The organism is Candidatus Peribacteraceae bacterium (assembly GCA_041661065.1).
Classification (GTDB): domain Bacteria; phylum Patescibacteriota; class Gracilibacteria; order Peribacterales; family Peribacteraceae; genus CAIKAD01.
This window is the reverse complement of record JBAZVD010000001.1, coordinates 90,605-109,710: the sequence shown is the minus strand read 5'-3', so window position 1 is coordinate 109,710 and position 19,106 is coordinate 90,605. Positions and strand designations below refer to the sequence as shown.

Genomic DNA, 19,106 nt, shown 5'->3' with positions numbered 1-19,106 from the left:
GGAACTTTACCCTTACGAAGGGCACCATGGACTTCAACGGGCAAACGGTAGGGATTACGGGGGATTTGAATATTGGAATACTGGGACAGGTGAATCCCACCGGGTTGCCCGGGACGGCGTTGACCGTGGGCGGGAACTTGAGTTTGACGGGGGAGGCGAATGACAGGCTCAACCTGGCGGCGACGGGAGAATGGACGCTCACCGTCAACGGCGCCTCCGCAGTTGCCCGCCACGTGACCGTCGCCAATTCCAATGCCTCCGGCGGACGGGAAATAGATGCGCTGGGCGGCACCAACCTGAACGGCGGCGGGAACATCCACTGGCAGTTTGGGCGCGGCATCACGGGCTTGCTGTACAGCGATGAGGGTGTTACGGCGCTGGGGGAGAGGCACGTGGCCGTGAGTGTGAACGGCGGGCCCGCCGCGGGTTCCGGCGTAACGGCCGCGGACGGCTCCTTTGCCATCTACGGCGTACACATGACGGGCGGGTCGGTGGTCACCCTCTACGCCGATGGCGGCGCAGAAAAGGCCGTAACGGTGGTGCTGGCTTCCGGGGCCACCATGAGCGGCGTGCACCTGTACCAGAACCGTTTGATCCTCCGCAGCGAATCGGGCTCCGTGGCGCTGGTAAACAACCACCTGGCGGTGGCGGCAAGCAACGGGGATGCAGACATCACCGCACTCATTGCATCGGCATCGGCATCAACAGTCACCGTAGCCTCGGGCTACGAACTCTACCTCTGGCCGGGGGACGGTTTTGCTCCCGGGGGTACGGTGACTGCGGATGATTACGACATCAACGGCACGTTGACGCTGGGGGCCAACGCCTTCACGGTGAACGGCAGCTGGGACGCAACGGGAGGCACCTTCACCACCACGGGAACAGGGACGTTTGCGGCAACCGCCGCGGGGAAGACCATGACGAGCAACGGAAGCAGCTTCCAGAACATCAAATTCAACGGCGTGGGAGGCGGATGGACGCTGCAGGATGCGTTGAGCGTGACGAACAACTTCACCCTCGCGAGCGGATCGTTCAACGCAAGCGACAAAACCATCACCGTGGGCGGCAACTGGGATACGTTCGCGGGAAGCTTCACGGCGGGCACCAGCACCGTTCGCCTCACGGGCAACGGCACCGTAAGGACCGCCGGGGACGAACAGAGGTTCTACAACATCGCCGCCGCGACAGCCGGGCGTACGACGACCCTCGGCACCGATACCGGCCTCACGAACGTCCTCACGCTCTCCGGCGGCGGGACCCTCTCCCTCGGCGGCAACAACCTACGCATGTACAAATCGGACGGGGATCCCCTGGTGAAGAACGGGGCAACGGTGACGAATGGCGGACTCATCTACCGGCCGTCCGCGGACATCGCCGTCGCCGGCGGGACGTTCGACGCGAACGTCTACTACTCCGGCATCACGAACAACGCTACGGTGACCCTGGGATCGGACGTAGTCGTGAACAACACCATGTATGTGTACAACGCGACGGGGGACAGGAAGACAACGCTCAACACCAACGGGAATGACGTGACATGCAATATGCTCTCCCTGGGATACAGCACCACATCCGCCGGCGGCGTCCTCTTCGGCGCCGGAACGCACGTTGTCAGGGGCGACATCAAGAAAGTAAACTCGCAGGTTGCCAACAACTCCATCGACTTCGGCTCCTCGGCGGTGAGGGTGAACGGCAACATCAACTTCACCGGCATCAGCGTCACGCCAGGCACCTCCACCGTCATCCTCAACAAAACTTCCGGGACGCAGACCGTCAACAGCGGCACGGGGGCGGCCGTGAGCGTCTTCTACATCCTCACCCACTCCGGCGCCGCCACGGTGCAGCCCACAGGGAACCATCTCCAGATCGGCTCCGCATTGACCCTCCAGGCGGGAGCAGGAACCTTCGATAACGCCACCTACGACAAGAACATCACGGTGCTGGGCGATGTGACGATGGATAACACGCGGACGGACCTGGGCGATGGAACGTGGACGGTTTCCGGGAACGTGGACTTTACGGATGTGACCACGTGGAACAGGAACCTCAGTACGCTGGTGATGGACGGCAACGCCACCTTGAGCGCCAAGGGCGGCGCGAGCCTTAATAACTTCACCATCGGAACGGGCGCATCGGTAACACTGCCGGTGAATAGTGATGCGTCGCTCTACGTGGAAAGCGCCACGGCCATCCATGGCACGTTCACCGTCTCCACGACCACGAACATGAACTTCTACGCCAAGGGGAACGTGGTCCTGGGCGACGCGGCCCATATTTCGGGTGCAGGCCAATTCGTTCTCCGTGATACCAACGCCCGCCTGCTCAATAAGCCCGCAACGGCGATCATTGATATAGATGTTTTCCGTCTCTATGGCACCGATCCCGCAGCGGACATTGTGCCGCCGGGTACCTACGGCGCCGGCATGTTCCGCGTCTACAACACCGAGAACGGCTACGGCTGGCGGCCTTCCGCGGGAACGTACGTCTTTACGAACGACTTCAACCTGATGAGCAACAACGCAGGCATCACCATGACACTCGACAATGCCGCTAACAACCCCAACTTCGATGTTCGCGGCGACCTCACGTTGTTACAGTCGGCCGGGAACATCGTGTGGCAAAAAGGCACCGGTACCCTCACCCTCTCGGGCTCCACCGCGCAGAGCGTGGACTTTGATGGCATGAGCGTGGAGGACGTGGTTATTAACAAGACGGCGGGCACGGTGCAGTTTACGGGGACAGGCACATTGGACAGCTTGCTTGTGAGCTCAGGGACGGTGGACTTCAACGGGAAAGCGATCACGACCGTCGGCGATTTGACCATTGGAGCCACGGGACAGGTGAATCCCACGGGGCTTGCGGGGACGACGCTCAATGTGGGAGGGAATATGAGCCTCACGGGTGAGACTTCCGACAAGCTCAACCTGCAGGCCACGGGCACTTGGACGCTCAATGTGACGGGAACGGCTTCCGCGAGCCATGTGAACGTCGCCTACAGCAATGCGGCGGGAGGGAGCACGGTCGTGGCTACTGCCAGCACCAACGGCGGCAATAACAGCAACTGGAGCTTCGGCAGGTCCGTGACGGGGAACCTCTTCAGTGATGAGGGCATCACTCCCCTCTCGGGGAAGACCGTCTCCGTGAGTGTGAACGGCGCGGCTGTGAGCGGTAGCGACGATACCGATGCGGCGGGGCAGTTCATCATCCACTCCACGGCCACCATGACGGGGGGGAGCGTGGTAACACTCTTCACGGATGATGAAACAGAGGATGCGGTAACGGTGGTGCTCGGCTCCGGCTCCAACATGACTGGTGTGAGCCTCTACCAGAACAGGTTGATCGTGCGCAGTGAATCGGGGTCCGTGGCGGTGACGAACACGCACCTGGATACGGGGGATGGCAACGGCGATAGTGACATTGCCGCCCTCTACTCTGTTACGGGCGGCAATGTGACTGTGGCTACGGGGAAGGAACTCTTGGTCTGGACGGGCGATGCGTTTGCGCCGGGCGGGGAGGTGACGGCGACCGACCTGGATGTGAACGGCACGATGAGTATGGACACAAATGCGTACACAATTTCCGGGAGCTTCGATGCCGTTGCCAATGCCTTCTCCGCAACGGGTACGGGGACCTTTACCGCAACGGCGGCCGGTAAGAGCATTACAGCCACGGGCAGTACGCTCGGGAAGGCGGTCTTCAATGGGGTGGGTGGCGGGTGGACGCTGAACAGCAACATAACGGCGGAATCCGTGAGGGTGGCGTCCGGAAGCCTCGTGGACAACGCCAAGACGGTGACGGTGAACGGGGACATCTTCGTCCATGTGGGCAGCACGCTCACCTCCACGGGTATCTGGGAGATGAATGCCAATGGGAACGTCTTCAACAGGAGCAGGGACGATATCTTCCGCACGTTCCAGGTGGCCGACGGTGTTACAGCCACCCTCTTAAACCGCACCTACACCAGGAGCTTGGTGTTGGGCGCCGCCTCCACGCTCACGGGCGAGGATGCACTGTGGATGTATCCCATTGCGAATGACTTCATCGATATGCAAATCGGCTCCAGCACCATCAGCATCACGGGTACCCTTGCCATATATCCGGAGGATTCCGGTGTCCTTACGCAGAAAGCGATTGCTACCACGAACCAGGTGGAATTGGGCTACCAGAGCTCCAGTACGGTTATGATGACGGGCGATTGGACCACAGGGTTCTTATGGATCCACGGTAGTGGAAATAGCACAACGGAAGAAACCAGCCTCGTACTGGATACGAACGGCTACAACTTGACCACGAATGGACGCCTGCTACTCGGCGCCAGCGACGCGCAGTACCCCAATAGATACTACGGGAAAATCCTCTTCAAGAGCGGCACGCACCGCCTTACAACGTACATCTCCGTGGCCGGCCAGTATACGCATGGATACCTGGAACTCGGCTCCGGCACAATCCTCGTGGGAACCAATATCGACTACACCTACGCCACGGTGCGCCCGCAGCAATCCACCGTTATCCTCAACGGTTCCGCCTCGCACACAGTGAACAGCGGCACGGGGGCGGCGGTAAGCGTATTCCATAACCTCACGCACTCGGGTGCTTCCACGGTGACCGTTACGGGCAATAACCTGCAGATCGGAAGCGGATTGACCCTCAAGAGCACAGCGGGCACCTTCAACGCCAACGGCTTGAACCTTACGGCAAGCGGATTGACGGTGAACGGAGGGACGTTTACGGGAGGAGCGGGGAATGTGGATATCAACGGGAACGTTTCGCTTGCGGGAGGCACACTCACCGCACCCACGGGCAGCTTCACCGTTTCCGGCAACTGGAACAAGACGGGTGGGACCTTCACCCATAGCAGCGGGACAGTCACATTTGATGGCACGACGGGCACGCAGAGCCTGAATTCCGGTGGAACGGACGCAGGGAGCACCTTCTACAACATCAAGCAGACGGGTGCGGCAACACTCCAGACCGTGACGAACGACCTTAAGACCGCGAGCGGCATAACGCTTGCGGCGGGGGCGGGGACATTCGATAACGACACATATGACAGGAATATCACGGTCCTGGGGAACGTGACGATGGATAACGCGCAGGTGGATATGGGAGACGGCACATGGACCGTTTCCGGGAACTTCGACTATAAGGATGTGACGACATGGAACGAGGACCTTGGAACGGTCATCCTCCCCGGCACGGGCAAAGTCTACACATATAAGGAAAATAGTTACCTCTACAACCTCACCGTACAGACCGGCGCCACCATTTCCATGACGGGCGGCGTGGGCAACGCGTACGTCCGCCATACACTGCTGCAACAGGGAACCCTGGATATCGCTTCCGGTCACATTGTCCTCTGCTGGGTGTCCTGTGCAGCCTACCACGGCCGCAGCTCACTGGTGAGCGGCGCTGGCGAATACCGCATCTACCGGCCGGAATCGGGCGTGGGGCTTGTGGAATTCGCCGAAGGCGCACGCATCACCATCGCGCTCTTCCAGTACTCGCCGGGCACGTCCGCCGGGGTCTTTGCGCCGGGGCGGTACGAGGCGGGCACGTTCGGCACGTCAGGGGGCTCGGCGGGGACCAAGTACATCAACTTTGCCGGTTCCTACGTCTTCACGGGGAACGTGAACATCAACGCCGAGCAGGTAGGCCGCACGATCCGGGTGGCCAACGGCACCGGAAACCCGAACATCGTGGTACAGGGCAACCTCACATTGGCACAGACCGCCGGCATCCTTATCTGGGACAAAGGCACCGGCACCATCACACTCTCGGGCTCCACGGCGCAGCAAGTGAACCTGGGAGGCAAGAGTATGGAGGACGTTGTGATCAACAAGACCGCGGGGACGGTGCAGTTTACGGGAACGGGGACGGTGGACAGCTTGGACGTGACACAGGGAGCGGTGGACTTTAACGGGAAGGCCGTTACGAGTATTGGGGATGTGAGTATTGGAGTATTGGGGCAGATCAATCCTGTGGGGTTACCCGGGTCAACGATCACAGTGGGCGGGAACCTGAGCCTCACAGGTGAGGAGAATGACCTGTTGGACCTCTCCGCAACGGGTTCCTGGACGCTAAACGTTTCGGGAACGGCTGAGGCCGATTATGTGCAGGTGCGTTACAGCGATGCCTCCAACGGGCAAATGATCACGGCCGCGCACTCCACGGACAAGGGACAGAACAAGCACTGGAACTTTGACCTGCAAAACTGGGATTACAACAAGCGCATCACCATTCCCCACACCTACGTGGACGAGGACCTCCATGATTTCCCGCTCCTCGTGCAATTGAGCGCAGATACCTCCGTGGGGGCCAACGCGCAGAGCAGCGGGGCGGATATCCGCTTTGCGACGAGCACGGGGATGAACCTGCCCTATGAACGGGAGGATTTCCGCATCCGCGCGGGCTCCGGTTCAGGCAACTTCTGGGTCAAGGTGCCCGTGGTGTACGGCGCGCAGAATACCGAGATCTTCCTGTACTACGGGAACAGTGAAGCCGGGGACGGGCAGTGGAAGGAAGGGGTGTGGGAGAACGGCTTCGCGGGGGTGTGGCACTTGAAGGAAGCGGCGACGGACGAAGGGACCGTGGCGGACCTCTACGCGGACTCCACGGCGAACGCCAACCACGGCGACCAGGCCGGGCAGGATGATGCAACAGGATGGATTTGGATCGGCCAGGACTTCGATGGGGCAAGCGATTATATAGCTCTGGCGAACATTGATGCGGATACGTTCAAATTCAGCAACAACTTCAGTGTGAGTTTCTGGGCGAAAAACGACACCATGGATCAGTACGACGTGGCCGTAAGTACGGTGAACGAGGACGGCCCCGGCTGGCGCATGTGGACGCGGGACACCGGTAGCCACAAGTGGTACTGGGAAGTGCGGGACGACGTAGCGATTCGGAATGTCGTGTCGACGACACCCATAACCGACGGCAATTGGCAGTACATCACGGGCGTCCATGATGGAAGCCAACTGCACCTCTACGTCAACGGCGCAGCCGAAGGGACCCCGGTCAATGCCGGAAACGTGAATTACGGCCTCGTCAGTACAAGAACTCTTATCGGAGCCATGCCATCCGATGAAACGGCAACCAGTTACACCAGATTCTGGGACGGCCTCATGGACGAAGTCCGCTTCAGCAATATCGCCCGCTCCGCCGCCTGGATCAAGTTCGAGTACCGGAACATGGGCGGCGGCCAGACCGAGTTCGGCAACCCCTCCAACAACACCCTCACGGGCAAGTTCAGCAGCGACGAGGGCGTCTCTCCCCTCTCCGGCAAGACCGTGAGCGTGAGCCTCAACGGGGGAGCCGTGGCGGGTTCCGGAACGACGGACGCGGGCGGGCAGTACGTAATCACCAACCTCCCTGCCATGACGGGCGGCACCATTGTGACGGTCTTCTCGGATGACAACGCGGAGGACGCCGTCACAGTGGTGCTGGGGAGCGGCGGGAGCATGACGGGTATTGCCCTCTACCAGAACCGGTTGATCGTGATGAGCCAGTCGGGATCGGCCGCCGTGACGAATACAGCCTTGGATACCGCAGACGGGAGCGGCGACAGTGACATTGCCGCCATCTACGGCGTGGCAAGCGGGAATCTCACTGTGGCTTCCGGAAAGGAACTGCTCGTCTGGACGGGCGATGCGTTTGCACCGGGAGGGGAGGTGACTGCCGATGATTACGATATCAACGGAACTCTGACGCTCGGGAGCAACTCCTACACCGTCAACGGGAACTGGGACGCCACGGGAGGGACGTTCACCACGACGGGCACGGGGACGTTTGCGGGGGCGGCGGGCATGGGCCTCACGAGCAACGGCAACAGCTTCGGGAACGTAAAGATGACGGGCGCCGGCACCGTGACGCCCGCGGATAACCTGAATGTGAGCGGGGCGCTGGTGTTGGCCGCGGGGGCGGGAACATTCGATCTTGCCACCAATGACAAACACGTGACGGTGGAAGGGAACGTGACGATGGATAACGGCAGAACCGACCTGGGCGACGGCACGTGGACGGTGTGGGGGAACTTCGATGTCAAGGACGTCACCACCTGGAACAGGAACAATTCCACCATCGCGATGCGCGGCGCAAACACGTTCCTCACGCCCTTCACCGGCTCGCTTGGCCTCAAGAACCTCGTCATCGGCACCGGCGCCACGGTCACCCAGCAAACAACAGACACCTACCTTACCGGAACGCTCTCCGTATACGGAACCCTCAGCCTCAACAGCACACTCTCCGTGAGCAACGGCATCGTCCTTCTGGGGGCAAATGGCCGCATCTCCGGCACCTCCTCACTCGTCATTTACGGCGTGGGCGCAGGCAAGGGAATCCTCTCGTTCCCCTCCACCGCCACCTTCGATGTCGCCTACTTCAATGTACGTCCCGTCGCCACTTCCCCCACGCTGCCGCCCGGTACGTACGCAAGCATCGTGAAGATCTATAACAACCAAGACGGCATCAACGGTGTCCTGAGCCTGGAGGCGGGGGCGTACACGTTCAACGCATTCGAACTGGAAACGACGGGCGCCAGCACCCTTACGCTCGCCAATAACGTCAACGGGCCTTCCCTGACCCGCGTGAAGGGCAACCTGACGTACGATCTCGACACCACGGGGGACATTACCGTGAATAACGCGGCGGGGACGGGCGTGGATTGGATCGTTGAAGGCAATGTAGTGAACCAGGACACGGGCGGCGGCGCCTTCTCCTGGACCAAGGGGACGGGCACCATCACGGCATCGGGAGCAACCGCGCAAAGCTGGGATGTTACCGGCCTCACACTGGAGGATATCGTGGTGAATAAGGGTGCCAACACCCTCACCATGGGGAGCGCCCTCGCCGCAGACAGCCTCACCGTTACCGCCGGCACCTTCAACGCCAACGGCTTGAACCTCACCGCAAGCGGATTGACCGTCAATGGCGGCACCTTTACGGGAGGAGCCGGAAATGTGGATATCAACGGAAACGTGACGCTCAGCTCCGGCACCCTCACAGCCCCCACGGGCAGCTTCACAGTGGCAGGGAACTGGGCAAAGAACGGCGGGACCTTCACACACTCCAGTGGAACAATCACCTTCGACGGGGCAACGGGAACGCAAACCTTGAACAGCGGCGGGACGGATGAGGGGAGCAGGTTCTACAACGTGATCCATGCGGGTTCCGGCACGCTCCAACCCGTTACAAGCCATATCACCCTCAGCGGCTCCCTGGCCACCACCGGCTCCGGCACCTTGGACTTTGCGACCAATGACAAGAACATCACCGTGGAGGGGAATGTGACGTTGGACAGGGGAAGGGTGGATATGGGAGACGGGACGTGGACGCTTGCCGGGGACTTCGATTACGGGGATGTGACGACGTGGAACGAGAACGCATCAACGGTTGTATTGCAGGGGGTTGGGAAGAACCTCATCGCAAAGGACTCGGGCTACCTCTACAACCTCCTCATCGGCAGCGGTGCCGTCATCACCATCCCTGCTACATCGGCGGATTACACCGGCGTCACAAACGTCATGACCGTCTACGGTTCCGTGACTGTATCAACGAACTTCCTGGCTCTCTATTCCCTTGCGGATCTCGCACTCAAAACAACCGCAGAAATCACCGGCGCGGGAGACATCCTCTTTAGCGGCCCACAAGCTGGACATGGCATGGTAACCTTCGAAGAGGGCGCCACTCTGAGCCCGAATAGGATCGTCATTTCTCGCCCGTACGCTTCCGCTGTCTGGGCACCGGGTGCATACACAACCGACTTTAAGCTCTACAACGGAGGCACCATGACGCTGCAAGGTGGTGGAACGTACGTCTTCGATGCTCTTGAACTGGAAGCGGCAGGAACCACAACCACGACGCTCGCCAACAACACAAACGGCCCCGCCACTATCCGCGTAAAGGGCGACTTCACCTATGACCTCGATTCCACGGCCAACATTGTGGTGAATAACGCGGCGGGAACGGCGGTGAACTGGATCCTGGAAGGGAACATCATTGACGAGGATACGGGCGGCGGCAGCTTGAACTGGACCAAGGGAACAGGGATCCTCACGGCCTCGGGGTCTGCCGCGCAGCAATGGGACCTTAATGGGAAGAGCGTGGAGGATATTGTGGTCAATAAGACCCATGGGACGGTCCAACTGACGGGTTCGGGCACCACGGATTCACTCCTCGTCTCTTCCGGAACCGTGGACTTCAACGGGCAGGAGATTACGACGGTCGGGGATCTGACGATCGGGACTACGGGCCAGGTGACGGCAAGCGGTTTGGATGGATCCGTCGTGACGGTGGGAGGGAATATGAGCCTTGAAGGGGAGGAGGGGGACAGGCTCAACCTGGTTGCAACGGGAGAATGGACCTTGAACGTGGCGGGGACGGCCACGGCGAGCACCGCGGATGTCGCCTACAGCGATGCCTCGGGCGGCAGCACGGTGATTACGAGCGGATGCTGGGACGGGGGGAATAACCACAACTGGAACTTCGGGAAGAACCTTACGGGGAACCTCTACAGTGACGAGGGGGTCACTCCCCTCTCCGGGAAGACGGTCTCGGTGAGCGTGAACGGGGGAGCCGTGAGCGGGAGTGATGAAACGGATGCTTTGGGAGAATTCGTCATCCACTCCACCTCCGTGATGACAGGAGGAAGCATTGTGACACTCTTCGTGGATGATGAAGCGGAGGATGCCGTAACGGTGGCTCTTGCTTCCGGTTCGCATATGACGGGGGTGGATCTCTACCAGAACAGGCTGATCGTGATGAGCCAGAGCGGTTCCTCTGCGGTGACGAACACAGCCTTGGATACGGCCGATGGGAGCGGCGACAGTGACATTGCCGCTATCTACGCCGTTGCAAGCGGGAACCTGACGGTGGCTTCGGGTAAAGAGCTCTTGGTCTGGACGGGCGATGCGTACCAGCCCGGAGGGGAGGTGACGGCTACGGATTGGGATATCAACGGGACTCTGACGCTCGGGAGCAACGCCTACACCGTGAACGGGAACTGGGATGCGACGGGCGGGAGCTTCACCTCTACGGGCACGGGGACGTTTGCGGCAACGAGCGCCGGGAAGAGCCTCAAGAGCAACGGAAGTGTGTTCCAGAACATCAAGTTTGATGGCGTGGGAGGCGAGTGGACCTTGCAGGATGCCTTGAGCGCTTCCGGAACGCTCACTGTGACGAACGGGACAGTGGATACGGATTCCACGGGCAACTTCCCCGTGACCGTTACGGGTACATTTGACCAGTCCTCCACTACGTCCCGGTTCAATGCCAACAGTTCCACCCTCACACTGAGCGGGAACGGGGACTTCAAGGCGGATGGGACGCTCTCCAGATCGCAATATGACTCGGCTACCTTAGTTTTGAATGGGAATAACACTCTGACGTATAATAACACGCTAGGCGCTTATTCTACCGGGTTCAATAACCTGACTTGCGGGCAAAATGGCAACACGACAACATTAGCGGACACAATTGCTGTCCGGACGCTCTTAACGGTTGGTTCAGGAGTCCTAACCGGCAATATCTCAGTGCATTTGAATGGAACAGATCCACTCAGTCTTGACGCTGGTTCAACTATTTCTATTAGCAATTTGAATTTCTACGGCCTTTCTGGCAACCAAGCAATACCTGCACTTACAAACGGTTATGATTGCAATATACGGGTTATGGGTGCTGTCAGCGTTACTCAAGCGGGGGATGTAGTAATAAACGGAACCAAGCAATTATATCTTTATGGAAATAATAATTTGGCAAGAATACTTACTTGGGACACAGAGGGGTACAACCTCACCGTAGGCGGCAATATCATCATCGGCTTGGGTAACGACACCGGGCTCAAAAAGCTGGATGCAACGGGCTCGGGCGGCAGGATCTCCACCATCACGGTGGGCGGCGACTGGACCAACTACGGCACAGGAACGGCTCCCTCGCAGTTCATCGCGGATACCTCCACCGTGGTCTTCAACAAGGCTTCCGCCACGCAGACGGTAATCTCCGGAGGGGATGCGACAGGCACCTTCAACAACATCACACATTCGGGTGCCGCCACCGTCACAATTTCCACCAATAACCTGCGCGCCAACGGCACGGTGACGCTCGCAAGCACCGCAGGCACCTTCAATGCCAACGGCTTGAACCTCACGGCAAGCGGATTGACGGTGAATGGCGGCACCTTTACGGGAGGAGCCGGGAATGTGGATATCAACGGGAACGTGACGCTCAACGGCGGAACCTTGACCGCACCGGCAACGATGACGGTTACAGGGAACTGGGCGAAGAGCGGAGGAACATTCACCCATAACAGTGGAACGGTGACGTTTGACTCTGCTTCGCAAGCTACGCAGAGCTTGAATTCCGGTGGCACAGACGAGGGGAGCACGTTCTACAACGTGGTCCATGCGGGTTCCGGGACGCTCCAACCCGTGACCAACGACATCACCATGAGCGGCTCCCTTGCCACAACCGGCTCCGGGACCTTGGACTTTGCCACGAATGACAAGAACATCACTGTGGAGGGGAATGTGACGATGGATAGGGGGAGGGTGGATATGGGGGATGGGACATGGACGCTTGCGGGGAACTTCGATTGGGCGGACGTGACGACGTTCAACAGTGACTCTTCCACGGTCGCAGCGTCGGGGAGCGGCAGCTTCTACGCCAAGCCCGGCGACGGCGGCACCCTGCAGAAACTCTCGGTGAACACGGGCGCCACGCTCACCGTGGCTCTGGACACGCAAGCGCAGGGGATCGTGAGCATCTTCAGCACCGTCAACATCGCTCCCGCCGTGTCCTTCACCACTATTAAATTGGAAATGGGCATTGCCGGGCATATCACCGGGAACGGCACACTCATCGAAAACGCGGGTACCAGGTTCGGCGGCATCAAGCGCACGGCAACCAGCGTCATAGACTGTGCGTCCTTTATCTGGAATGGCGCCAACAACGCCGGTGTCCCGGGCGCCGGACGCTACGATTCCCCGTCCGTGACGTTCCGCAATATCAGCCCCTCTTCCAGCTTCACCTTCAGGTGGGATGCCGGGACGTACGTGTTCTCGGGCGATGTGACGTTCGGCAGCACCTACGGCCGCCAGTACACCATCGATGGGTCCGCCAACCCCAACATCACCTTCCTGGGCGACGTGATAGTGGATACGGGTGCCGTCCTCTGGACCAAAGGCACCGGCACCATCACCCTCTCCGGCTCTACGGCACAGAGTGTGGATCTCCTGGGGAAGAGCGTTGAGGATATTGTGGTCAACAAGACCCATGGCACGGTGACATTGACGGGTTCGGGCACCACGGATTCACTCCTCGTCTCTTCCGGCACCATTGACTTCAACGGGCAGGAGATCACGACCGTTGGGAATCTGACAATCGGGACCACGGGGCAGGTGGCGGCAAGCGGCTTGGATGGGTCGGTCGTGACGGTGGGAGGGAATATGAGCCTTGAAGGGGAGGAGGGGGACAGGCTCAACCTGGTTGCAACGGGAGAATGGACCTTGAATGTGGCGGGGACGGCCACCGCGAGCACCGCGGATGTCGCCTACAGCGATGCCTCGGGCGGGAGCACGGTGATTACGAGCGGATGCTGGGACGGGGGGAATAACCACAACTGGAACTTCGGGAAGAACCTTACGGGGAACCTCTACAGTGATGAAGGCGTTACTCCCCTCTCGGGGAAGACGGTCTCCGTGAGCGTGAACGGCGGAGCCGTGAGCGGGAGCGATGAAACGGATGATGAAGGTGAGTTCGTCATCCACTCCACCTCCGTGATGACGGGAGGGAGCATCGTAACGCTCTTCGTGGATGATGAGGCGGAGGATGCGGTGACGGTGGCCCTTGCTTCCGGTTCGCATATGACGGGGGTGGATCTCTACCAGAACAGGCTCATCGTGATGAGCCAGAGCGGTACGACCGCCATCACGAATACCGCCCTGGATACGGCCGATGGAAGCGGCGACAGTGACATTGCTACCATCTACAGCGTGGCAAGCAACAATGTGACTGTGGCTTTGGGTAAAGAACTCTTGGTCTGGACGGGTGATGCGTACCAGCCCGGAGGGGAGGTGACGGCGACGGACCTCGACGTGAACGGCACGATGGCCGTGGACACAAATGCGTACACAATCTCCGGGAACTTCGATGCCGTTCCCAATGCCTTCTCCGCAACGGGCACCGGGACCTTTACCGCCACCACCACGGGAAAGACCATCACCGCGACCGGATCATCCCTTGGGAAAGTGAAGTTCAACGGGACGGGCGGACAGTGGACGCTCCAATCGAATCTTACGGCCAGCGGCGTGACCATCGTTGCGGGTAACGTGAGGGACAATGGCAAGACCGTACGGGTGGACGGGGACCTGTTCGTTGGGAGCACGGCTTCACTGCTCACTTCCACCGGCATCTGGCAGTTGAGCGCGGACGGGACCGTGGGAAGCCCCGGAGATACCTCCAATGACTTCGAGGAAATCCGGATTATGGACGGCATCACCTCCACGCTCGTCAGCAGCATCTACTCCAAGAAGCTTACGATGGGGAACGCTTCCACCCTTACAGGGGACTACACGTTCGTCCTCTACTACCCCACGCAGAACGATCCTTTGGACATGGTGGTGGGTTCCAGCACCATCAACATCGTGAAACTCTCGCTCTACCCGAATACGAACGACGTACCTCTCACGCAGAAAGCCATACGGCTCGATTCTCCGCTCCACGTGAAGTACGGCAACACCTCGACGGTGCAGATGACCGATGACTGGATTGTGGGAGGGGAAATGGTCTTCTTTGCACACTTTACCGCCGACAGTGAGGCCGAGGCGCGGACACTGGACACCAACGGATACAATTTGACGGTCAACGGCGACCTGACACTGGGATACAGCAGTGCAGATTATCCCAACAAGTACCAAGCGAAGATCCTCTTCAAGAACGGCACCCACCGCATTACGGGAGGTATCTCCGTTGCAGGCCAGTACACGCACGCATACGTGGAACTCGGTTCCGGCACCGTGCTCCTGGGAGGCAGTATCAACTACACCTACGCAACGGTGCGCCCGCAGCAATCCACCGTTATCCTCAACGGTTCCACAACGCAAACAATCAATAGCGGCACGGGAGCGGCTGTGAGCGTCTTCCACGAGTTGACCCACTCCGGCGCTTCCACGGTGACCCTTACGGGCAATAACCTGCAGATCGGAAGCGGAGTGACGCTGGCCGCAACGGCGGGCACCTTCAACGCCAACGGCAAGAACCTTACGGCAAGCGGATTGACCGTCAATGGCGGCACCTTTACGGGAGGAGCCGGGAATGTGGATATCAACGGGAACGTGACGCTCAGCTCCGGCACCTTTACGGCACCGGCAACCATGACCGTCTCCGGCAACTGGGCCAAGACGGGAGGGACGTTCACCCATAACAGCGGCACGGTCTCCTTTGACTCTGCTTCGCAAGCGACGCAGACCCTCAATTCCGGTGGAACGGATGAAGGGAGCAGGTTCTACAACGTGGTACATGCGGGCTCCGGGACGCTCCAACCCGTGACCAACGACATCACCATGAGCGGTGCCCTCGCCACAACGGGCTCCGGGACCTTGGACTTCGCCACGAATGACAAGAACATCACCGTGGAGGGGAATGTGACGATGGATAGGGGGAGGGTGGATATGGGAGACGGGACGTGGACAGTGGGCGGGAACTTCGATTGGCAGCATGTGACTACGTTCAACAGGAACTCATCCACGGTTGCCGTGGTTGGGAACGGCAGCTTCTACGCCAAAGCAGGAGCGGGCGGCTTTCTGCAGAACCTCGTCATTGCTACGGGTGCCACACTCACCATCGCCCAAACCGCCCAAACGGACGGGGTAACGGATACCTTCGGGACAGTCAACATCCTCTCCTCGCAAGCCTTCATAACGAAGATAGTGCACATGGGCAGTGCCGGACATATCACGGGAAACGGCGAGCTGATTGAATACGCAAATAATAGCGGAAACGGCATTACGCGCGCGGCAGGCAGCATCATTGACTGCGTTAGCTTCATTTGGAACTACGGCAACACCACCGGCCGCCTTGCTGCCGGACGCTACGATTCCTCCTCCATAACGATACGCAATATTGCATCTGCCAACTCCACCTTCACCTGGGCTGCCGGTACATACGTGTTTGCAGGGGATGTGACATTCAGGAGCAATGTAAGTGGTTACACCTATGCGATCGATAATTCCGCCAACCCCGACATCATCTTCCAAAAGAACGTGACAATCGCAGGAAATGGCACTGTCACCTGGACCAAAGGCACCGGCACCATCACCCTCTCGGGCTCGAGCGCGCAGAGCGTGGATCTGCTCGGGAAGAGCGTGGAAGACGTGGTGATCAATAAGACGCAAGGCGTAGTGACATTTACCGGCTCCGGTACCACGGATTCGCTCCTCGTCTCTTCCGGAACCGTTGACTTCAACGGGCAGGAGATCACGACCGTTGGGGATCTGACGATCGGGACTGCGGGGCAGGTGAATCCCGTGGGATTGCCGGGATCCGTGATTACGGTCAACGGAAACGTAGACTGGCACGGCGAAGCAACGGACCTCCTCAACCTCTCGGCCACGGGCGCATGGCACCTGGTCGTGCTGGGAGACACAGCCACCGTCCGCCACGCGGATGTGGCGTGGGGCATCGCCACGGGCGGCAGGAGCATAGACGCCACGGGTGGCACCAACCGCGACGGCGGCAACACCCTCCGCTGGAACTTCGGCGGGCACGTGACGGGCGTGGTGTGGAACGACGTGAACGGCGACGGCCTCAAGGGCGAAGCCGAGGCGGCGGGCCTCTCCGGCGTCACCATCCGCCTCACCGGCACCACCGCCACGGGCAGCGTCATCGCGTATGAGCGCGTGACGAGCAATACGGGCGCCTACGCCTTCCACAACGTCATGGAGAGCACGAGCGAGGGCTACACCGTCACCCTGGATACCGCGACCGTCCCGGCGGGATGGGACAACACCACACCCACCTCCACGGGAGCGGTGCTGGGGACGGGCGCCACCCTCATGGCGGACTTCGGCTACACCGGCGTCTCGCAGATCACGGGGAGCGTGTTCTTCGACTGGAACAAGAACGGCAGGATCGAGGACTATGACAGGAACCGCTTCTCGGGCGTCACCCTCTCGCTCACGGGGATCAGCACCACGGGCGATGCGGTGGCCATGACGGACGTGACGGGCAGGGACGGCGTCTATCTCTTCGAGGTGTTCACGAGCCAAGGGTACTACACCCTCCAAGCCACCCCCCCGGATGCCGACCATGAATCCACGGAATCCGACTTCCGCTTCGTGGAAGTGACGGAAGGCGGCGCCGTGTACACGTACAACTTCGGCTTCTACTACAAGAGAAAGGACATTGAGGAACTGGAGGAAGTGAGCGACCTGGGCGGCAGGCGCGGGGAAGCCGGCATGGAGGAACCGTCCGTCGTCACGCCCGTGCAGCCCACGCCGGAACAGGAGGCGCTGCCGGAAGCCGAGGAACTGCGGGAATCCCTCCGGGAAGAGCAACAGCGGGAGGCACAGCGCCAAGAGAGGGAACGCGGGGAGCAGGAGCGCCGGCAGAAGCGCGAGCGCGAGGTGCGCACCGCCACCCGGCCGCAGCGCACGCTGGAAATGCAGGAGCGCATCCGGACGCAGGTGATCACCTTCGGCGGAGCGCAGTACTGGCTGCCGGAATCCCTCCGCAACGTCTCCCCCATCATCGTTCCCATCCTCCGCACCGCCCTGCAGGACACCCTGGCCATCGCCCGTGAGGAGACGACGCGGATCGCGCAGAACCTGCAGCGCACCCTCAACCGCACGGAACGCATGGTGGCGCGCAGGTTCAGCAACACCACCGAGAACGTGCAGGTGGCCCTCGGCAGGCCGGCGGAAGCCCTCACGCAGTCGCGCCTCGCCTACAGCCTGACAGAGACCCTGCTGCGCGAAGGCGTGGGACAGAGCGTGGCGGGCGCCGCGCGCGATGCGGGCACGGCCGTTGCGCTGCGGGTGAATGACCTCCAGCAAAGGGTGGGCGGGCCGGTCATCGCCTTCGTGCAAGCCGTGGAGAAGGCCGGTATCCGCACCACGAACAACGCCCTCTTCGCCTTCCGCACGCTGGAACGCCGCGCCACCCGCATGGAGCGCCGCGGCGCGGAAGCCATGGAAGAAGGGACGCAGCGCGTGCAGCAGACGGGACGCATCGCCTTCCAAACCGTCCTCAGTGCTCCGCGAGCCGTGGTGGACCGTTCCGGCGAAGCCCTCGCCCTCTCCGCGGAGGCGGGCAAGACCCTCGCGCGCCAAGTGCGCGACCTGGGGGCGCTGGCCGCCTATGGAACGGAGCGCGGCATGGGAACGGTTGCGGAGCGCGTGGCGCAGGTCACGGTGGGCGCGGGGGACCGCCTGGCGGACGCGGTGTCGGACGGCACCAGGAACGTGCGCACGGTGGTGGACCGCGTGACGGAACGCACCGAGAAGGCGGAACCCAAGCAGCTGCCGGAGCCGCAGCAATACCGCACCGCCCTGTTCCGCAAGGAGGGGAAGACCGTGATCGCCTCCCTCAACCTGAGCGTGTTCGATTCCCTGGGCAACCCCTACGGCGACACGCCCGTCATCCTCTTCTCCACACCCAAGATCGCCGTCACCAACGAGAGCGGCGTGGCCACCTTCCATGAGGTGGAAACGGGCACGCACCAACTGGAAGTGCACACCAAGGACGGTCCGGTGGAGAAGAAGGAGATCATCATCGAGCCGCCCTCCGACTTCAGTGCGGACGAGGTGCGGACGGACGTGGTGCTGCCCATGATCCAAGTGATGGTGAGCGACACCGGCCATGCGGCCGCGGGCGCTAGCGGCATCCCCGTCTACTCCTGGGTCATCATCGTCATCCTCATCTCCAGCAACGCCACCCTGGGCATCCTCCTCTGGCACCGCAAGCGGACGATCCGCGTGCGCAGCCGTGCCGTTCCGCCCCGCATCCACCGCCACTTCATGCACGGCGCGGACCCCTCCTCAAACCACACCCACCTGCGGATGCGGGAGCCCCATTCCAACGGTTCCCTCTCCGATAAGGACCTGATGGATTGA

Annotated in this window: 1 protein-coding gene (cut by a window edge); it reads left to right on the top strand. The window is 60.8% G+C overall.

Annotation, left to right across the window (positions count from 1 at the left end; all coding sequences use genetic code 11):
* On the top strand, positions 1 to 19,106 hold the 3' end of the coding sequence (locus tag WC698_00450; GenBank protein MFA6038724.1) for a DUF2341 domain-containing protein. The gene continues 33,376 nt to the left of window position 1, outside the view; only the last 19,106 of its 52,482 coding nucleotides appear in the window; the start codon falls outside the window, past its left edge; it ends in the stop codon at positions 19,104 to 19,106.